Below are 21,497 nucleotides of genomic sequence, written 5' to 3' on the forward strand. Positions count from 1 at the left end.
AAAGATGGAGAAGGAGTAGAAAAGGACATGTCTCAAGCTGTTTATTGGTATCGGAGAGTAGCAGAACAAGGTGATGAAAATGCACAATTTAATCTTGCTGTGTGTTACAAAGATGGGAACGGAGTAGAGAAGGATATGTCGCAAGCTATTTATTGGTATGAGCAAGCAGCAGAACAAGGCAATGAAAGAGCTCAATTTAATCTTGCTTGGTGTTATGACAATGGAGAAGGAGTAGAGAAGGATATGTCGCAAGCTGTTTATTGGTATGAGCAAGCAGCAGAACAGGGCAATGAAAGAGCACAATTTAATCTTGCTGTGTGTTATAAAGATGGAGAAGGAGTAGAAAAGGACATGTCTCAAGCTGTTTGCTGGTATCAAAAAGCAGCAGAACAAGGGTTGCGAGCAGCACAATTTAGTCTTGCAGTATGTTATACAGATGGTTTAGGAGTAGAAAAAGATGAACAAAAGGCCTATTATTGGATTCTAAAAGCGGCGAATAACATTGACCATAAAACAGATTGAAATACAATTAGAAGAGTTAAGCGAAAGCTATAATAGTATTGTCAAATCATTGGATAATCTTTCCATTAACATGAAAAATAACTTCCATTAAATCTTTGAAATTTCCTTTTTTTTTTGTTAGATTAGAAAGGCTTGCAAGCACAGACTTTATAAAACTAATAAATTATGGAAAAAGAAAGATACTCCAAATTAATAATTAAGAATAGTGTTTATCTTTTAGATAAACATACAGGAAATCTATATTTAGTTTCGAATCCAAACGATAAAAATCGAATGAGAGATTTAGCTTATGAATCATTCTCTGTAGGTATGAGCATAGGTGAGGGTCTTATTGAAGGCGATATTGAAAAGATTAAGTCAGGTGCAGGTGAATTCATTCTGGAGGAAATTATGGGAAGAGGAATTAAAAATCTTGGTTGGATTGGTAAACTATATGACACTAAAGGTGATTTAGATAATTTAGGTGATGCATTTGATGCTATAAATCTTTTGGGTGAATTGTTGAATATTTATAAAAAAGATAAAAGAATGTATCTTGATATAATTCAAGAAATAGAAGCTCAAGAAAAACAAGGAACTCCTAAGTCTAATATAATTGTTTCACCTGCAGATGAATCCTGGGCAGAAATTATAAAGGAATATGGCACACTTCCTTCAGAAAGTGAGGACTTCGGACGATATAATGATCCAAAGGCTAACAATGATAAACAGAATAATATTATATCTGATAAATATTCGGATACAATAATACGATCAAACAGAGTTCAAGCTCAAAATAAACAACTATTGAAGAATAGTTCTTCTGTCCAATTAGACACTGATGCTCTAAAGAAAGCCGAACAACAAACAAACGATCATATCGCAAAGATAAGAGACGAGCGAAATAAGAAAATTACTTCTTACGTTAGTGAAAAGGTAAAGACAAAAAATATCAATATTCCAGAAGATTTTATACGTGATGTCATAGATAACTTGTCGGATGATGTTATAGAAGCTCTTTCTTTAGACCAAATACAAGATGAAGTAATAAAACAATATTCTAGGGAGTTAGAATCGAAAGAAACTAATTATTATCACAAAAATTCATTCACCAATAATAATCAAGGAACTTCCTCTAATGCTTTTTTGCAAAAGAACAATGAGGTTGAATGGATTCACACAGATACGGGCAGTTATCCTAAAGATAAATATAATCAATTATCAGGTAATAACCTTGAATATTCCGACCCCAATGCTCCCGAAGAAGTTGAAGCAATCCTCTATACCTTTCCCGAAGAAAAAATAGAAGCAGCAAAAGAAAGTCGGCAGAAACTTCATGAAGCATTGCTAGAACAGGAAGACGAACACAATGCCATAGTGGATGAACGTCAGGCTCAACGTGAAGCAGAACTTGCCGAGAAACGAGCGGAAGCCGATGCTTTGGAATTGGAAACCGTAGAGCAGAAAACTCAAGCCATGATGGCAGCCTACGATACTCTTCACAAAGGTATCGCCGATCTTATGGGAGAACAGGCAGCCAACAACGAAGTGATGGCTGTTTTCAGTAAAAGCCTTGCCATGTTCGACATAGGGGTGAACTCGGCAAAAGCTATTTCTAACGCTACGGCAAGTGCAAAAGGAGCAACAGCCTTCGACTATGTTTTGCAGGTAGCAATGGCGGTAGGCACGGTAATGTCTAACATTGCCAGAGCAAGGAAACTTCTTACTTCCGAGAAGCAACCCAAAGCACCTAAAATGGCTACAGGAGGGTTGGTTAAAGGTCCCGGTTCGGGTACATCCGACAGTGTTTTAGCCAGATTGAGTAACGGTGAGAGTGTGTTGACAGCAGCAGCCACCTCTTTGTTCGGTCCAACTCTTTCGGCTTTTAACCAGTTGGGCGGAGGTGTACCTATTTCCACAGCCAATATAGCATCACAGATTAGCGGTGAAGATATGCTTGTTCGTTCATTTGCCCGGGCTTTGGAACAGATGCCTAATCCGGTGGTTTCGGTTGAGGAAATTAACAATACAAATAAGCGGATACAAGTTTTGGAACAATATAGAACGCTGTAAGATATTGAAGCTGCCACAAAGGCAGCTTTTATTTTTTTAGTCATTTTCCATGATCCGAACAGCGTTATACACAAATCAATATATTATCTTTGATTCGGTAAAAAGATTGTCTTATCAAAACCGGATAAATATATGGAAAAAGATAAAAGTAGCAAACAGCAGTTTTCTACACGCATCATCGCTGCACCATATTCAAAACAAGATACGCATGGAGCTATTAATATGCCCGTATACCGCAGCGCCGCATTCGAATTTGGTTCAGCTGAAGCCATAGCCAATGCTTTTCAGAACAAAGAAGCGGCACACACCTATACACGCATATCCAATCCATCGGTCGAAAATCTCGAGCGAAAGATACTAGCGGCTTCGGCTGCCGACAATGTAATGGTTCTGAGTTCGGGTATGGCAGCCATTTCCAATACTTTTTTGGCAATAGCTTATACGGGTTGTAACATCGTTACATCGCCACACTTGTTTGGAAATACATTCTCTTTGTTTCAATTCACGTTCGCTAGTTTTGGTATAGAAGTACGTTTCGTTAACACAGATGATTTGGAAGAAATAGCCAATGCCATAGACGAAAATACGATAGCATTCTTTTGTGAATTGATAACCAATCCACACATGGAGGTTGCCAATCTGACCGAAATATCCAAGATCACCCGCGCCCGCAATATTCCTTTGATTGTAGACACTACAATCATTCCCTGGTGCGGATTCAACGCTCGTGATGCCGGGGTCGACATAGAGGTTGTTTCCACCACTAAATACATTTCGGGAGGAGCCACCAGCATTGGCGGAGCCATTCTCGACTATGGAACATTTGACTGGCAACACAACAAGAAACTTGCAGATGCTCCTAAAACAGATAGCATGTCGGAGTTTATGTTTAAGATAAAAAGGGAAATAGCTCGTAATATCGGAGCAAATATGGACCCCGATACCGCATCGTTACAGGCTTTGGGCATGGAAACTCTTCAACTCAGATATGAACGAATGTCTCAATCTGCTTATGACTTGGCTCTTTTCCTTTCCGAACAATCGAATGTGGTGAAAGTCAGCTATCCGAAATTGGATAACTATAAATATAAGCGTCTGTCAGACAGATTGTTCGCGGGTAATCCGGGCGCAATGCTGACATTTAATCTGAAAAGTAAAGAAGATTGTTTCAGATTTCAGGATCATTTGCAGATAATCAGGCGTGCAACGAATCTTTTCGACATAAAATCGCTCATTATTCACCCCGGATCGACAATTTACGGCACGTTTTCTCCCGAAATGAAAGCTATTATGGGCATTGAAGACAATCTTTTGCGCCTTTCTGTTGGATTAGAAGATATTTCCGATCTGAAAACGGATATTGTTCGGGCATTGGAGCAATTATGAGACAATACTCATTTCTTTTCTTTATAGGCAAGATAAGCCAATACAAGAAGAGGAATACACATAATAGCGATATACAATCCATTATATTCCAACGTTCTGGGTTGTATTGCTATTGCTAGCAACAAACCTATTGTTGCTCCACCAAGATGCGCCTCGTGTCCGATATTGTCTTGCATTTTCTTCATAGCATATATTGAATAAGCGATGTAGCCAACGCCAAACAGCCATCCGGGAATAGGTATCGGAATTGGCAGTATAATCAATTCCAGATGAGGATATAAAGCTATGGAGGCGAACAAAATACCCGAAACACCACCCGAAGCTCCAATAGCACTATAATAAGAGTTTTTCTTGTGCATCCACAGACTTAACAGGTTGCCGCAAAGTATTGCCGCAATATAGATCAGGATGTAAATGTTACGACCAAGTGTACTGATAACAACATCCGAGAAAAAATAAAGAGTCAACATGTTGAACAGCAGGTGCATCCAATCGCCATGAAGCAAGGCCGACGTTATCAGCCTATCCCATTGATTGTACCGCAATATATCGTTAACATTGAACTTTAGTCGCTCAAAGATCTCCCTATTGCTGAAGCCTAACAAACTCGTGCCCACGGTAAGGACAATCACAATAAGTGTTGCTGAATCTATATTACCCATTTGTATCGATTTTGAAATATTCTACAAAAATATGTTTTTCGGAACAAAACACATCATTTATCGGATATTTTCATCTAAGAAATAAACTAATGCTTTTATATACACTCTTGCTTTGACGAAACTTATAAAATAATTAAGTTTGCACGTAAATTTAACTGCAATATTATAAATTAAACAATCATGAGAAACAGTCTATTAACATTATTCATCCTCTTTTGTTCGTTATCGGCATTATCCCAACCCTCTCAAAAACTGGTAAGAGTGGCTGTTACGCCTAACAGTGCCGACTGGAACTACAAACTAGGAGAAAAAGCAAAGTTCAACGTTTTGGTCACTCAAAACGGGATACAGATGCAAAATGTAAACATCAGTTACGAATTGTCGCACGACATGCTTCCCCCGTTCAAAAAAGAAGCTACAACGCTGAAAGACGGAAAGATAGAAATAGATGGCGGAACAATGAAAGATGCAGGATTTCTTCGCTGTCGTGTGTTTGTTACTCACAACAATGTAAAATATGAAGGACGAGGTACAGCAGGATTTGCACCAGAAAGCATTAAGCCAACCACTCAGATGCCATCCGACTTTCAGGAATTTTGGAACAAGGCTAAAGAAGAAAATGCAAAAATACCAATGGATGCCAGATTGACTTTGTTGCCCGAAAAATGTACTGAGAAATCGAATGTATACGAAATAAACCTTCAAAATTTCAGACAAGGATCAAGGTTATACGGAATCTTATCTGTGCCTAAAGCTCCCGGAAAATATCCCGCAACACTAAGGGTTCCCGGAGCCGGAGTGCGTCCATACAATGGAGATCCAAGCAGTTCCGACAGAGGAATAATTTCACTTGAAATAGGGATTCATGGCATACCCGTTACCTTGAAACAAGGAGTATACGACAACTTAAGGGCGGGGGCATTGAATGGTTATCAAAACCAAAACTGGGAGAACCGTGACAATGTATACTACAAACGTGTATTTATGGGGTGCGTAAGGGCTATCGATTATATTTTTTCGATGAAAGAGTTTAACGGAAATGATCTGTTAATATATGGCGGAAGTCAGGGAGGAGCATTGTCAATCATAACTGCGGCGTTGGACGAAAGGGTGAAAGGTTTGATTTCATTCTATCCGGCAATGTCCGACATGAATGGCTATTTGCATGGCAGAGCCGGAGGTTGGCCCCACTATTTCAAAAATCTGCCTGACGAAAAATCTATCATTAACCAGAAAGAAAAGACTGCTCAATATTACGATGTTGTAAATTTTGCCCGTCTGGTAAAAGTACCGGTGTTTTACGCTTTCGGATATAACGATATGGTCTGTCCTCCAACAACATCGTTTGCTGTGTACAACGTCATCTCATCACCCAAAAAACTTCTGGTAGTACCCGAAATAGAACACTACGCTTATCCTGAGATGTGGTCGGATGCATGGAAATGGTCTGAACAAATATTAAGAAAATAGTAATTGCTATATTAAAAAATATTATCTTTGTTGCCTTTATTACAAAACTGATATTCCATAGTTCGATTGATGAAAGAAATTGAAAAAAAGACTCATTTCTACTGGTTAGATTTAGTTCGTTGTTTAGCTGCATTAATAGTCGTATTAACACATCATAGAATAGTATTCTTTGTAGAATATGGGTCACTGCCTTCAGAAGATCAAAACCTCTTCTCTTTTATCTTCTATTTTATAACACGGTTGGGGCATGTGGCTGTTTTGATATTTTTTGTTTTAAGTGGATTTTTGGTTGGGGGAAAAGGCATACAACGGATAAAGGAAGGTACGTTTGACCTGAAATCTTATACCATAGATCGGGCTGTCAGGATAATGCTTCCATTAATCTCAGCCTTAGTCCTAGTATTTATATCAAATTTGATAACAGGTGTAGATAATAATATTTTAATATTTGTTGGAAATTTCTTTTCCTTACAAGGAATATTAGTTAAGTCAGTATCAGAGCCTTTTTGGTCTTTGTCTTATGAGGTGTGGTTTTATATCGGGATGGGAGCTGTTGCTCTATGGTTTATTTCTAAAAACAATAAACAAAAAATTATTAGTTTAATTATTATATTTGTATGCTTCATTATTTTTGGAATTTACTTGAAAGCTTCATATTTGTTTGTTTGGATGTTGGCTGCGTTGTTCTATTTTAACGTTAAAAGGAATAATATAATACTGACAAGTTCAATCTTATTGTTAATAGTCTCTATTGTAGTATTCCAAATTTCAGTAGGGTCTCGTACTACTGAATATGCAGGTTCTCTAAATTCTGTATTTCTGAATGAAAATGTGATTGAGTTGTTCATTGCTCTTTTTGCATGTATAATGATCCAACAAATTATTCAGATAAAACCGAGCAAAAAAATCAGTATATTAATAAATAAATTTGCAACTAATTTTGCTAAGTTTTCATATACTTTATATTTGACTCATATGCCAATACTTCGAATGTTGGAATATTTTGGATTTCCTAAAAGCGAACGTTTTAATGCAACATCTATTGGTTACTATTGTCTCAGTTTAGCTATATCAATTTTAGGCGCTTATCTTTTATACTTATTATTCGAAAAGCAAACATCTCGTGTAAAACAAATGATTAAGAAGCAAACTACTTAAATTGAGTATTCTGCCAATCTATTTAGACTGAAAGGCAAAACAAGGAGGTGATTTAGTGTAAAATTCTAAATGCACCATGCGTATAAATAAAGGAAAATTATAAAAACAAAAAAACACCGCTTAAAATTATTTAAGCGGTGTTTTACAATTATTTTACAAAATTGAAATTCTGTTCTTTATTCTTCTGTTTCGGCACTTTCTTCAACCGGAGCAATCAATTTGTAGCCTTTACCGTGAATATTGATAATTTCAATATCTTGGGCAGGTTTCAATAGTTTACGCAATTTGGTAATGTAAACGTCCATACTACGTGCGTTGAAGTAGTTGTCGTCTACCCAAATTTGTTTCAAAGCATGATTTCTCTCCAATATGTCATTTGCGTGAGCGCACAACAGGGCAAGAAGTTCCGACTCTTTGGTGGTCAATTTGGTTTGTTCGCCGTTGATTGTCAAAATTTGCTTTTGAGTGTCAAACTGCATTTGTCCAAATGTATACACCTGTTGGTCTTTCACTTTCTTTCCTTTCACACGGCGGAAGATGGCTTCTATACGCAATACAAGCTCTTCCATGCTGAATGGTTTTGTTATATAATCGTCTGCTCCTGCTTTAAATCCTTCCAGAATATCGTCTTTCATATTCTTGGCAGTCAGGAATATAATGGGTACATCAGGGTTGATTACTCTTATTTCTTTTACCAACGTAACCCCGTCTTTTTTAGGCATCATTACGTCGATAATACACAAGTCATATTTTTCTCTCGTGAAACCTCTGTATCCGGCTTCCCCATCAGGAAACAGGTCGGTATCAAAACCTTTAGCTTGAAGATATTCTCTTAGCAATACGCCAAGATTTTCGTCATCTTCACATAAAAATAATTTAATTCTCTCTTCCATAATTCAACTTTCTAAATATAATTCAACTTACTTTATTGTCGGTAAACATATTATAAACTTGGTTCCTTTTCCCAGTTCGCTTTCTGCCTTTATAGTTCCCTTATGATCCAATACTATTTTCTTGACATAAGCCAGCCCAAGCCCAAAACCTTTCACATCGTGACGGTTTCCTGTTGACACGCGATAAAACCTTTCGAAGATTTTTTTTACGTATTCTTTCTTAATCCCTATTCCGTTATCCTCGACCGAAATATATACTTTCGTGTCGTTGCTGTTGTTCCACGTTCTTATTATTAGTTCTAACGGAACATCTTCACGCCTGTATTTGACGGCATTATCCGACAGATTGAACAGGACGTTCGTAAAATGCATTTCGTCAACATTAACCATCGTTTCGGTTGCCTGCAAGTCGATGTCGATATGTCCTCCAAACTTTTCAACCTTCAACTGGAATGTGTTGGCAACACTCACCACGATGTCGTTTACATCCATTTCTTTAAATTTGAGAGTGGCTTTTTGTTTTTCGAACAAAGACATTTGAAGAACCTTTTCTACCTGAAAACTAAGACGTTTGGTTTCATCGTTAATCACTCCTGATATGTGCTTGAATATATCGGGCGATTTGATGATTCCCGGGTCTTTGAGCATTTGTGCCGCCAACGAGATGGTAGACACAGGAGTTTTCAGTTCGTGGGTCATATTGTTCATGAAGTCACTCTTCATTTCCGACAAACGCTTTTGCCGGAATATCAGATATATTGCTATGATAAACGTAGTGAGAAGTATAAATGTAAATATTAATGACGGGAGCATGAACGAAATTTCGTTAGACAGATATTCACTTTTTGTAGGAAAATATATCCTCAAAAAGTTCAATTTGTCTATCGGGTCGTTTCGGAATAGCACCTGGTTGTATACTTTGTCTCTGGTTTCGGGTGCAAATCCGTCGTCCATATAAACAGCTCGGTCATTTTTCACTACTTCGATATGAAACGGTAACTCTATACCGTTGTTTTTTAATTCGTTAGTTATATATCTATGCAAGGTTGCACTGTCTACTCTTTCTTCAATATTCTTCGTACTGGGTGTGTTTATCAGATTATAAATAACATCGTCTACTATCTTTCGTTGATATTCGTAACGTTGTTTTATAACCTCCTGCATTTCGAAAGATGCCCCCGAAATGGACTTCGGTCCATAACTTGGCGACAGAATAATAGGCTTGACAGGTTTCGATTTCACTGTTTGTGTGAAAACACTTTCTTCGTAGCCAATTATCTCTCCCGTTGGGCTTATAATCTTTCGCAGGGTACTTTTTGTTATCGTATCTTCTCCTGTACTTCTGCTTGCCGCCATTGCCGCTGCCATTTGGCGGTCGTATGATTTTTTTGCCGATTCGATCCCATCTTCCAGATATTTCTTTGCCTGGTCATTCTCCAGATTCTGAGATACTTGATACAAACTTCTTGATACTGCTTCGTCAAATTGACCACTTCTCAATCGTATGGTTGTTCTGAAATACGTGACTTGCATCCAAAGCAACCCGAAAAATGCTATCGCCATTATCGCAGCAAGTATCCATATTGCCGACTTTCTCATTTATGCCTTCCCATATCGTTAATTATACATATCCGATATTAAAATTAAGATAAAAGATTTATTATCATATCAATTTTCTAAAATGCTTACAACTAATTAACAATTAAGAATTGTTTTTTGTTTAACATTCAGGAATTTTTTTTTTAACAAATGTATTTATAAATTTTTTCACACAATTGCAAAAATAAACAAATTTTCTAATAAATATACACTTTATTGTGATAAAGTGAAACGCAGGCTTATTCCGAAGTTAGTGTTTGTTGTCGGATACGAAGACGAGGATATTAATGGTGTGTTAACTATTCTGTCGAAGTATGCTTTCAATGTAAGCATGCGACTTAGCGTGTAGTCGGCAGATACCTTGATAGAAAAGCTGGACGTTCCGCTTGTGGCTTGGGTATAGCCTTCTTCTATTTTTCGGATAAGTGCTTGCGATTTGTTGTAGGATATATCTCCCGACACATTCAGGTCGTTGCTGAAACGAGACGAGCCGGGTTTGTCCTTGATTCCTATAACACGGTTGAAGTTTGCTATTTTATAACCCATACCGAATACAAATTCGTTACGGAAATTTTCAACAATCTGATATGATGAGGTGTTGAGCGCAACGGTTCGTGAGTTGTTGAAGCGTGCACGCAAGGTCATACTATTGTTCAGCGTACCTTCTGCCCCGAACAATGGGTTGAATGCTTCGGTGATGCTCACCGAAGAAATATTGTAAGGCGAAGATGGCATAGGATTTTCAGTTAAGGTGCTTTTGGTGAACCCTATATCCTTGCCTGCCGATACCCAGTCGGAGTGCGATGTGTAGGACGACACCCTGTATTGAGCCGTGTAGCCGTGGGTGAACTTCAACGATTTCAGTTTCTTTTTCAGTGAGGGAATCAAATCTAATAATCCGTCGTACGATATAGTCCAGTTTGGAAGCATAGACGACATAGATGGAAATGGCGTTAAAGCTATCTTGTTTGCATCTTTGCCCAGATATGCAGCCAAAAATGCCGGAATCAACACGTCGGAAGAACTTTGACTCACGCTTCCTATCTTAGGGTCGTATTCTCCTAGTAAGTTGTTTTTCAAAAATCCTTTATCCGGATATCTCACTCCGGTGTATCTGTTTTCCAGACGGTCACGGATTATTGCACGGTTTTCGAGCAGCTTGTCAAAAGCCTCGGAAGCATATCCGTTTTTCGAACTTCCTGATCGTAATGCTGAGGATATTGCGATTGTTGTCTGAGCAAAACTTCCGCCTAAGGTGCGAGGCATTTCTGCATACATAAATTGAAGTTCGGTGCGTTCGTTGACTTCACGCAAGGCTGATAAATCTATTTTCAAACCTTTAATCGGTTCCAATTGGGCTTTGATGTCGAACCTTTCGGTCATATTGAATATGGCCGGATTTATATTTACGCCGGCAGTGTCTATCAATTGTCCGTTTTCGAGAAGTTTGTTCACATACTTTTCACCACCCTCAAACCCGAAGGCAAATCCCAGTCCCGGAGCCAACCCGTAATCTGTGCTGCCTTGCCCGAAAGCATCGCCTACCATCGGACGAAATCCATATATGCTATTGTCTTCCCTGCGGGTATAATTGAGCGATACGGAACGGAGCGACATCAATCCACGAGCTGTGTATTGAGCCACTTTGTACCATGTGTTTTCTTCCGGATCGGGTCCCTGAACCACAGAAAGTTTAATCTTTCCCGGTTGTTTGGGAGCTTCCAATTCTATTGTATTATTGTCTTTTTTCTTAAACTTAACCGGATATGCCTTGCCGTTTTCGAGTTTGGCTGTCACCCTGATGTTTTTGGTATTCAAGTTATGTTTTACTTCAACCTTCACAGAGTCTAGTTCCAATTCTTTCTCAAACCTTTTCTTTTCGGTTTTTCTGGCTGCCTGATTTCTCTGGTTGTTGCGTTTCGAGGTCGATTTTTCAAACTTCTGATTCACTTTTTTCAGGAAATCCCATTTGTTGTATAGCGTCACCATATTTAAACGCCCGTTGAGAACATAGTTGGCTGTGTTTGATATGGTATTTCCCACTTCTATTTCAGATTCGCCGTCTTCTTGTATTGCGTCTGCACCTCTGTCCCATTTATAAGTTGCTTCGTAGCTGGTCGATCCTGTTATCCAATCGAGGGCGGGAATCAGGGTAAATGGCAAGTTATAAGTAAGTTTGGCTGTCTGGCGATAATTGAGAGGCGTGCCTAGTCGCCATATTTCCTTAGCCACCAGCTCTTTCCATTCGTCGTAAGCATCCGGAGCCAGTTTTTTATTCACTTGCAGGTTGTTCTCATTTATTTCGGCTTGAGTACCTGATTGGAACGAAAACTTAAGATTCTTCGTAAAATCCCAATTGAGGCTGAAATCCCTGTCCCAGATGAAGTTTTGGCTCCATGTTGTCAGAAATTCATTCCTGCTGTTATCTTCTCCCAAAACATAGCTGTCAAGATCTCGCAAAGACGTTTCGTTATAGTTGCGAATGAGAGATGAGTTGAACGATATATTGTTGGGCAGATAATTAAACGCCAGCGATTTTGCGAATTTAGACATGGGCGCTTTGCTCTTTATGTTTTTGAACGGTGTCCAAGGTTCGAAACTTGGCGAATAGCTATACGCAATGCTTGCCCGGTAATCTTTGGTTACGTCATAAACCGTTGTAGGCGTGTTTATTTCAGTCTCGCTATACGAATAGGTGAAGCTGAAGTTAGCCGGGTCGTAAGGCATAGGCTTCTTGCTGGCAATGTTCAGTTTGGCATTGCTCACGCTGAGGGTTTTAGTCACCGTTTTGTCCTGAGCAAGACTCTTTATCGAGTCTTTTTCTGCTTTGGTACTCACCACCGCCAATGCTTCTTTCATCGTAACGTCCTGATCCAACGGGTCGTATTTGGGTGTTACGGTTTGATTAGAGTATGTGTAATATACCGGAATTGTGGCTTTTACCTTTTCGGGCAATAATTTACCAACATCTATATTGGTGGAGATGTTGTAGGAGCTGAGGTCGTCGTTGCGGCGTTCCATCAGGCTTTGATCTAATGCACCGAATCCTGCTGTTTCTTTGCGTCCCGATACGTTGATAGATGCAAGGTCAGACAGGGTTACGTTTAATGTACCTTGGGCAGCCCATCCGCCTTCTTCGTCAAAGTCGGTCAGTCTCATTTCATTGATCCATACCTCTCCCGATTTGGTTTCTCCCGACTTGTTGCGTACCCCTATCATCATCACTTTTATTTCGGATAGGGATGGATTTCCCACAACCGAAACTTTATTGTTTGGCTTGCCGGGGGCGTATTCTGAATACAACGATGTAAATGTTATTGTTGATCCGGCTTTACGTTTTTCCTTGTTTCGGTTTAGTTTTATGTTTTTAAGGAGTTCGAGAGGGAAGTCGAACATGTTTTCCTCTGGCCAGACAATGTGCCTGTCCGAAGTGCTGTTGTTCTGATACGATCCCGCAGGAGTTATCATTAGCGGGATTTCGTATTCGTAATAATTGTTCTTGTAATCGGAGCCTAAACGCAGGAACACCGACAAATCTCCTCTCGACAGGGAAGACCCCGAACCTATAACCTCCTCGGCATGGGTAAACATTTGCAAGCGTTTGTAACGGCGCAAGTCGGTAGACGTGTTTTTGTATATGGCACGCGAATCGGTAGGGTCAAGTTTGTCTATTTTCAAAGACATGGCCTGTTCGTTTTCCTGTACTATCTGCGTTTGTGCAGGATCGGTGATACGCGTTACGCCCGGAGGCATAATGTAGTTTACAGGTTCACGATCTCCGTTTTCTTCGATGTTGACTGTGGTTACGCTTATTGTTCCGTTTCCCTGAGCCGAATTGTCATGTTTCAAAGTATTGGAGTAGGTGCGCCAATCGCCTCTGACAAGGTTGAAGGAACCGAAACGCAGAAAGGTGGTATCATTAAATTCAGTCATGAACATACGCATGAACCGTATACTCTTGAAATCGTTGATTGTGCCTATTCTGCGGTAGTTTTCCCTGATCGGAACTTTAAACTGATACCATGTTACATGGCCCTCGTCTCCGTTGCGCAATGTTACGGTAGCATTGCGACTATTAACTATATTGTTTTTTCCCACTTCAAGGTCTTTTGGCCTTAGGCTGACCTTATATTGGAAGAAAGACTCGGTTTCGGTCATCGTGTTGTCCGTCTGGTCTATATCTTCCACATCGGGAGACTTGCGGGAAATAGAGGCATCGTTTCCGGATGTACTTACAGAGTTGCCTTCTGTTCCGTTATATTTTTTATACCTGTCGAGTATGCTAACCTGGTCGCGGTCGTAATCCGATCCTCTATAATAATGGTAATTGTCTCCGGCGGGGTCGTTGAATGGAGAAAAGGGGTCAGCTTTCATCTGGGCAACGGTTGAGGCGTCCAGATTTCGTTCCAAATCTTCAAGGTAAGTTTTATAGAAACGATATTCTTTTTCCTGCTCAGAGTTCAACCCATTATACCCTACATCCTGAATAGCTCTGGTTGCATCGTCAGTGTTGTCAAAAGCGTATACTGTCGATTGACGGGTTGGCACACGCCCCCAGTTGGTTTCGGCATAAGCCGTAGGATCTCCGTCGATAGGCAGTCCGTTTTCGTAGAATTTTCGTCCGTCTTTCAATATGTCTTCCGATACTTCACCGAGGTTGAAATAAAGGTCACCACCCAATTCCGGATCTGTTTTGTCTTTATACACAAATGGGTCCATCAACCAGAACTCAATATATTCTACGTTTGCCGCTTCAAAGTCTTTGTTGTCGAGACGTCGCATAATTCCTCCCCAACGATCTTTTGGGTTCATCAAAGTACCGTCTTTGTTTACTCTTGTGCCATCAAGGTTGTACATACCCCGCTCGTTCGGATAATATGAAAGATTGAAGGCAGTGAGGGCTGCGGTTTCGTTAAATGAAATGTCCCGGTTAGGGTAGAGCTCGGTTATAGGAATATCCCGCACAAAATGATTGGATAATTGATTCTTATCATCCTTGATGTGCTGGGGCGTCAATGTGGAATTTCTCCGCAAGAAAACGTTATAGTCAATGTTGAACCATGACAAGTGCGCCCTGTTTTTACCATAGGCAACGTCGTCACTCAAAAATGCTTCGCTGAAATAGGCAGGCTGATCTTCTGTTTTTCCTCCCTTTATTGCAGGGGTGGATGATAAAAACCACGACCTTGCGTCCATCAGGCTGATATTCGATTGAGACGATTCGAAGTCGTCCAGATACGAATAACCTCCCGATACCTTATTTTCGTAATGTCCCGGTATCATGTGGGCAAATTCTCCGGTAAAAGATATGCTCGACGGGGCGGTGGCATTATAAAAAGGCAGTTTATCGACCAGATTTGTCAACCATTGCGATTGCGTCCGATAGGCGGCATTCAACCCCCAGAGTGTATTTTTCAGGGCTTCGTTGCCCATTGCTGTTTTGGTGGTCATCGGCTTTTCGTACATGTGCATGAAAGTTCCGCCAATGGTGAAGTCTTTCGAAAAATCGTAGCTTAAGTTTAATCCCAGCATGGTTTTTCGTTGCATCGACATGAACGAGCGGTTTTCGAGCGATACGCTTATCGGAACGTTTGAGTCGATGTATTGCGAATTGATGATGTTTACATACCCCGAAGTATAGTCGACCGTGTAATCGGAGCCTTCCATAAGTGTAACACCTCCTGCGGTAACGACAACCGATCCGGGAGCAACATTGGTTGCGTTCAGGTAGATCTGCGAATTGTTGCTGGCTTTATATTCCCCGATCATCCTGAACTTATTTCTCTCTGCATCTTGCCGTGCTATGGTGAGTGTGGAGTCGTATAGCGACTGGTAAACATAATTGTCGGCAATGGCGTCGTTGCCTATTTTTGCCCTTAAATCTTTTCCGAAAGGTTCTACCAAGGGAAATGTTATTCTACCGTTGGCAGCATCAATTGTTAGTCCGTCAATGAAGTCGAAAACACCATCGGGGTGAGGGTTGTTTCGGGAGTTGAGGCGGTCAAGATTCATTACCTGAAGCAGTATTTTGTCTTTAATATTGCCTTCGGAAATATAGTTGGTGTATGTTCCGGTAGTGTCGTTCTGATACTGAATATTAAGTTTAAACTTTTCTTTTTGTACCTGATAGGCTCCTAACGAATACACGTTTTTCATCATCAAATGCCAACTGTACGATACGGGCGACATGGAAACGGGTTTCAACAGTTTAAGGATGAGTGCGCCACCTTGTTGTTCCGAATTGTTATCGTTGGTCAAAGGTATGTCGGACGAAAATTCACCTACCCTGTATTCTTCACCGTTAATTTTGTACTTGTATGCTACGGCTAATACCTGATCCGATTGCAGGGCGGTGTTGAGCGATATACACCCTGTTTGAGCATTATATTTATATTGCGATGGAGGCAACAGGTATGCATTCTCTATTTTTTCATAATCCAACCCGCTCTGAAGGTTCAGAGGACTGTTGTTTAGCTTGTCGGTAACCTTTGTTATATCCCGTATTTCACTAAATTCGGTTGTGATTCTGCTATACAGGTTGTTAGCCCTGTTGTTTGGCGGCAGATTTCTTCCTGTTGATGTCCAATTACTAGAGCCGGATTCGCTGTTGAAATTGAAAATACTGTCCGATTCGGCCAGATCGGCAAAGGCTATAACATTACGTGCCTGTTCAAAATTACTGCGTTTGTTTGTTATCCATACTTCAATGTCGGAAATTGTAACAGGCGAATTTATCACAGGCAGGGTACTCATCGCCTTGTTATAGTTGTCTCGAAAATAAAATCCGAGGAAGAAGTGGCGGTTTTCGTCGTATTTGTCGGCCGAAAACTCGAAAGGCATTGTTTGTACTCCTCCTTTTGAGTTGACAGTTTGCGATTGCGATTCTTGTTGCGAAATCACCGAACTGATCTTCAATTTTCCGAATTGTAAATCGGCTCGTATACCAAATAGTGCTGCCCCCCCATTAATCAGTGAATTGGTGGTTGACATGCTCACGTTTCCGGCTTCCAAACGTTTAAGTATTTCATCCTCTTTGCCTTCGTATCCCAGTTTCAACTTTTTTGAATCGAAATCGAATGTCGTTTCCGTGTCATAATTCATGTCGAAGTTGACCTTGTCGCCCACAGATGCTTTTATATTCATCTGCACTTTCATGTCGAAGTCGAATAATGTCTGGCTTCGGTTGTTTTCGGTCAAAGATGGATCGTCATATTTATTATGCTTAAAGCCTAATCCGGTTTCGGCATATCCTTGTGTGCGAATTCTCACGCCTCCGGGTCCGAATATGCGTTCGGCAGGTCCCAGGCTGATTTTGATGTCTTTCAATGAAAAATCGTTGACACTATCTCCGTGTTCCAATTCGGCTTGATATTTCGATTTGAAAAACGAAGACATCGACCTGTTTATGATGTATTCGTTATATTCTTTCGGGGTCATGGTTAAGACCGTTTCCCATTCTCCGTCCCCGATTTTTGTTTTGAACAGGTATATCTGGTTTATGTGGTCATATTCAACCGTGTTCTGAATGTTTGACGGGTCTCGTAAATCGATAGGATGCGAACTGTTGAGGTCTTCATAGTCCGTTACTTGTGTCTTTTTCACCGGATAGCGGGATGAGCTATCGGCAGGTGCTGTTATTTCGGTCGACACTTCGCCTTGTTGATTAAAGGCATCCGCATCGTAAGTCCATGCCGGACGGGATGAGGTAAAACGGCTTTCCCCATTGAAAGCGAACAGACTAAATCCGCTTGCAATGACCGCCAAAATATAGAAATATTTATAATTTTTTCTCAATCCGAAATATTACTCTTTCTAACAACAATTATTATATATTACAGCATTTTCAGGGCAAGTTTTATAACCTGTTCGATAGAGCTTTCAGGGTTTTCTTTCAGAATTTTAGCCACAACTTTTTGCGATGCGGCTTGTTGAAAACCTAGCATAACCAATGCGGCCACAGACTCTTCGCTCAATTGGGTGTTTGCGAGAGATGCTGCCGGAATGGCTTCTCCTGTGACTTTTATTTTGTCTTTCAAATCTACAATTACACGTTGTGCTGTTTTCATCCCGATGCCTTTTACGTTTTTGAGCGAATTGGCATCGCCGGAAGCAATAACGTTTTCCAGTTCCGACGGGCTCATTGATGATAGTATCATCCGTGCCGTACTGGCTCCGATGCCGGACACGGAGATCAGTTGAGTGAAAATTTCCCGTTCACGTTTGTCCGAAAATCCGAAAAGTTGATGAGCATCTTCCCTGATGGATTCATGTACAAACAGTTTTGCGGACGATTTCCCGCTCAGAGCCGTGTATGTATTGAGGGAAATGTGAAGAAAATAGCCTATGCCTCCTGTCTCAAGAGTTGCTGAGGCAGGGGTTAGTTCTTCGATGTTTCCTTTTATATAGTCTATCATAAATTATTTGAAGTCTTTATTTATACCGAAACTAAAATTTCAGGTCGGAACTCAATGTAAATAACGGTAATTTTATAAAAAGCGTATAATATTAACCAACAAAAGTATCATTTTCCTGCTTTATGAACAAAATCTACGGCGCTTTTGTGCCGAACCACTTAATTTTTATTAATGTATCATACTTTTTTCTGATATTTGTGTTCAATTTTTTATAGAAGACATCTAGACTTTTTAAATTATACTTAATTTTTGAGTTTTTGTCATGTTGAACGTAGTGAAACATCTAAAAAACAGATCCTTCGATACTCTCAGGATGACAAAATTGAATAAAACGAAAAAGTCTAGACGGTTTCATAATAACGAAAACAACGGTTATCAAAAAAAGGATGGAAAGATTTTCATCAAATAAAGAAATAATTTCGGCCAAACAGTTTGCCAATTTCGGTTTAGATGTTGGCACTTATCTTTTGGCTTCGGGTGCTCATTGCGGTAGGCTCGATACGAATATAAAGCGTATGGCCGTGAGGTGGGGATTTAATGTAGAATTGAACCCTACTTTCAGGGGACTGTTGATTTCCGTTCAAAACATGAGGGATGAGTCGGACACGATTACCCTTTTCCGTGAATCGCCGGGTCATAATGTTCATTTGGCTATTTTGACGGAGGTGAGCCAGCTTTCGTGGAAAGTGTATGACAAGTGCCTCGCTTTTGACGAAACGGTGCGTGCCTTTGAGGATATTAAGAACAAGAAACACTACAATTGTTGGATTATTGCCTTTGCTGTGGGATTGGCTTGCGCAGGACTTTGTTTGTTGTCTAAAGGTGATTATTATAATGCTGCGGTTGCATGGATCGGAGCCTTTATGGGTTCTGTTTTGCGCTACAAAATATCGAAGTATAAGTATAATAATATGATTGCCATTGGTATAGCGGCTTTCGTTACAACCCTCGTTACAGGTCTGGGTGCAATATATGGAATCGGGACTAATACCGAGACGGCTATGGCTACGGCGGTTCTTTACCTGATTCCGGGTGTTCCGCTCATAAACTGTGTGATAGATTTGATAGAAGGCTATTTATCGTCATCCATAAACAGAGCTTTGTTCGCCGCATTTGTCTTGTTGTGTATTGCTGCCGGTATGACGCTGTGTATTACTCTTTTAGGTATTGATAACTTTCAAATATCGTAGGCTTGCTATGGATCTGATTTTTGCTGTTTTAAGGGACTTTGTTATTGCTTTTGTTGTTGCGGTTTGCTGGGGAATACTTTTTGGTACGCCTAAAAAGATTCTGCTGATTGCCGGACTGGTGGGAGGTATGGGGCATTGCATTCGCTTCATTTTGTTGCAGTTGGGCTTCGGACTGATTTCAGCTACTCTTGCCGGATCGGTTGCGATTGGTCTTGTTGGTATTTTTGTGGCGCATAAGGTTCATAATCCGCCGGTTGTTTTCACTATGCCAGCTTGTATAACAATGATTCCGGGAATGTTTGCTTACAGGACAATGTTGGCCGGAATAAAGATCACAGACTTGCAATCGGCAAAGTTGGAGCCGGATGTTCTATTGGTGATGACTCATAATTTCATGCTGACAATGTCTCTGCTATTCACTCTTGCCATAGGGATATGTATCGGCGCACTTCTTTTCAGAAAAACTAGCGTTAGGGATATATCACTGGCAAAGGTGCTGGAAAAAATGTCGCATATACAGCATACAAAAAAGGACTGAAATAAGATCAGTCCTTTCTGTATTTATATTGCTATGGTGTGTTTTAGAATATCCTGTAACTTAGCTGAAAGTTAAGCATTGGCCACCATTTCAGGTATTTTGTATAGTCGTCAATATCAGCAAAACTGTCGTGAGCTTCTTTCATTGAGCCTACTTTTTTCCCGTTTTGTTTAATTGTGAAATCTCCTTGGTATATTGCACCCAGTTCGAACATGAAACTTACTCTGCTTTTGGGAAGGCTACGGCCGATACCAATGCCCAGATATGGTTTGAAGACATTTCCAAGTTCGAGGGTTGCATTAATATTTCCGTCGTTGATATCGATTCCATATTTATCCAATTCGAGCGTAGGCCATTTTCCGGCTGCACTTGGCAACAAGTCGTCTGTAGTTAGTCTTTCCTTTGTATCTGCATCCCTTAGATAACCATTAGCCTTTATCTTATTTTTACCAATAATGAATCCGGCAGTGAAGTGAAATATTCCATAGTTCATCGGGTGGATATCGACAAGGATATGCCCGTTTGTTAGGCTTAATTTTCCGTCTGCTTTGTATTGTGTCTCACGTCCTAATACTTCGTACAATCTGTCATCGTCCATATCGAAAGAGAAATCTTGAGAAAAAGAGAACAGGTTAAGTCCACCTCTCAACTTGAAGTTTTTGGTAAGATTTGTTGATGCTTCTATACCATATCCCAGAGTAGATGCTCTAAGTCCGACACCCAGATGCGAGAATGGTTTTTCCGCATTACTAGCCATCACTATTTTAGTCTCTTCAACAGTGTTGCTTGTTTCAACGCTAAGAGTTTCTAGTTGACTGTTGATAGTTGTCATAGCCAAATCCTCGTTTGAGTTTTGAGCGGTTAAGTTTGTGATAAGAAGAAAAGAGAGTAGTCCGGTAAATAGTTTTTTCATAAATAATTACATTTTATTACTTTTTACATTTTTTATTAATTCGAGGCAAATGTACACAAAAATTATTGTTTCGGGAGGGGTTGTTTAATTAAAAATTAACCTAAATAGTATCGAGTGTTTAATGCTTGGTTTTATCTTGCTTATAATTAGTGTTTTATGTGGTGAAAATAAACATAAAGCCACATTGTCGGGAAGTTTTGTCATGTAAACCTATTTAACCTATATACTATTTCGTATACTTCCTTTTATGTGGCTTTATGTCAGACAATCATTAAATAAATTCCGGAGAATGTAAGATTAGTGAAAGGCTTTTGACCGGAGTTATGTTTCAAATCCGATTTTTTTGCCTTTGTTCTTTAGCTTTATTTCCCGAAAGCATTAGATAATAATTTATTTTGGCAGGTTTTCTGACTTGTTCCATTTTGTACGACCTTCCCGACATTCAGTTAACAGTGTGCAGTTAACAGTCAACAAAAGAGTTGATTCTGACAACTGATGACTGTCTGTCAGTGGTTTGAGTATTGTACAAAACTGTATAAGAACTTACAGCAGCGGGTCTGTTCAGGATTTGCACCTGATTCCCTTTTCAGTACGCAAATTGAACAACTTGACGTACCACCAAAACGACGCAAAGATAGGATAATAAATTTATATAAAAGCAAAGAGTTGCAAGATAAAATCCTGCAACTCTTCCTCTCAT

13 protein-coding genes and 1 riboswitch are annotated in these 21,497 nt (G+C 39.9%); of the genes, 7 read left to right on the forward strand and 6 right to left on the reverse strand.

Annotation, left to right across the window (positions count from 1 at the left end; translation table 11 throughout):
* The 3 genes from D0T56_RS10805 to D0T56_RS10815 form a co-directional block, all read left to right on the forward strand.
* A partial coding sequence (locus D0T56_RS10805; protein WP_163320168.1) for a tetratricopeptide repeat protein occupies nt 1-522 on the forward strand: 522 nt, incomplete at its 5' end.
* Between the two features lie 273 nt (nt 523-795).
* Nucleotides 796-2,574: a hypothetical protein gene (locus tag D0T56_RS10810; protein ID WP_163320169.1), complete on the forward strand. Its 1,779-nt coding sequence runs from the start codon at nt 796-798 to the stop codon at nt 2,572-2,574.
* Between the two features lie 132 nt (nt 2,575-2,706).
* Nucleotides 2,707-3,960 (forward strand): aminotransferase class I/II-fold pyridoxal phosphate-dependent enzyme, encoded by a 1,254-nt coding sequence (locus D0T56_RS10815; protein ID WP_163320170.1) that lies wholly within the window; start codon nt 2,707-2,709, stop codon nt 3,958-3,960.
* Nucleotides 3,961-3,968: 8 nt separating this feature from the next.
* On the opposite strand, the gene D0T56_RS10820 is transcribed toward D0T56_RS10815, so the two are convergent.
* On the reverse strand, nt 3,969-4,622 hold the full coding sequence (locus D0T56_RS10820; protein ID WP_185153873.1) for a rhomboid family intramembrane serine protease: 654 nt from the start codon (nt 4,620-4,622) through the stop codon (nt 3,969-3,971).
* Nucleotides 4,623-4,802: 180 nt separating this feature from the next.
* Between D0T56_RS10820 and D0T56_RS10825 the strand changes: the two genes are divergently transcribed.
* Together D0T56_RS10825 and D0T56_RS10830 are read left to right on the forward strand one after the other, a co-directional pair.
* Complete coding sequence (locus D0T56_RS10825; RefSeq protein WP_163320171.1) at nt 4,803-6,092, forward strand: acetylxylan esterase; 1,290 nt, start codon at nt 4,803-4,805, stop codon at nt 6,090-6,092.
* A 69-nt stretch (nt 6,093-6,161) separates the two neighbouring features.
* Complete coding sequence (locus D0T56_RS10830; RefSeq protein ID WP_163320172.1) at nt 6,162-7,250, forward strand: acyltransferase; 1,089 nt, start codon at nt 6,162-6,164, stop codon at nt 7,248-7,250.
* A gap of 176 nt (nt 7,251-7,426) precedes the next feature.
* Here the strand turns inward: D0T56_RS10830 and D0T56_RS10835 are convergent, their stop codons facing one another.
* The 4 genes from D0T56_RS10835 to ruvA all read right to left on the reverse strand — a co-directional run bounded on the left by D0T56_RS10835 (nt 7,427) and on the right by ruvA (nt 18,156).
* Entirely contained in the window at nt 7,427-8,143 is a 717-nt protein-coding gene (locus D0T56_RS10835) for a response regulator transcription factor (RefSeq protein WP_163320173.1), read from the reverse strand.
* Between the two features lie 27 nt (nt 8,144-8,170).
* Nucleotides 8,171-9,742 carry a sensor histidine kinase KdpD gene (locus D0T56_RS10840; protein ID WP_163320174.1) on the reverse strand — a complete coding sequence of 524 codons (1,572 nt, stop codon included), beginning with the start codon at nt 9,740-9,742 and terminating at the stop codon, nt 8,171-8,173.
* A 213-nt stretch (nt 9,743-9,955) separates the two neighbouring features.
* Nucleotides 9,956-17,536: a cell surface protein SprA gene (sprA, locus tag D0T56_RS10845; protein ID WP_163320175.1), complete on the reverse strand. Its 7,581-nt coding sequence runs from the start codon at nt 17,534-17,536 to the stop codon at nt 9,956-9,958.
* A gap of 38 nt (nt 17,537-17,574) precedes the next feature.
* Nucleotides 17,575-18,156, reverse strand: a complete 582-nt coding sequence (gene ruvA / locus D0T56_RS10850; RefSeq protein ID WP_163320176.1) for a Holliday junction branch migration protein RuvA — start codon at nt 18,154-18,156, stop codon at nt 17,575-17,577.
* 386 nt (nt 18,157-18,542) lie between these two features.
* Here ruvA and D0T56_RS10855 point away from each other — a divergent pair, with 386 nt between their 5' ends.
* Both D0T56_RS10855 and D0T56_RS10860 read left to right on the forward strand, forming a co-directional pair.
* Nucleotides 18,543-19,346, forward strand: a complete 804-nt coding sequence (locus tag D0T56_RS10855) for a threonine/serine exporter ThrE family protein (protein ID WP_163320177.1) — start codon at nt 18,543-18,545, stop codon at nt 19,344-19,346.
* A 7-nt stretch (nt 19,347-19,353) separates the two neighbouring features.
* Nucleotides 19,354-19,884 (forward strand): threonine/serine exporter family protein, encoded by a 531-nt coding sequence (locus tag D0T56_RS10860; RefSeq protein WP_163320178.1) that lies wholly within the window; start codon nt 19,354-19,356, stop codon nt 19,882-19,884.
* 43 nt (nt 19,885-19,927) lie between these two features.
* Here the strand turns inward: D0T56_RS10860 and D0T56_RS10865 are convergent, their stop codons facing one another.
* Nucleotides 19,928-20,797: a hypothetical protein gene (locus D0T56_RS10865; RefSeq protein WP_163320179.1), complete on the reverse strand. Its 870-nt coding sequence runs from the start codon at nt 20,795-20,797 to the stop codon at nt 19,928-19,930.
* 379 nt (nt 20,798-21,176) lie between these two features.
* Nucleotides 21,177-21,435: riboswitch (cobalamin riboswitch) on the reverse strand.
* Nucleotides 21,436-21,497: the final 62 nt, after the last annotated feature.

Source organism: Dysgonomonas sp. 520 (assembly GCF_010501095.1).
Lineage (GTDB): Bacteria > Bacteroidota > Bacteroidia > Bacteroidales > Dysgonomonadaceae > QVMP01.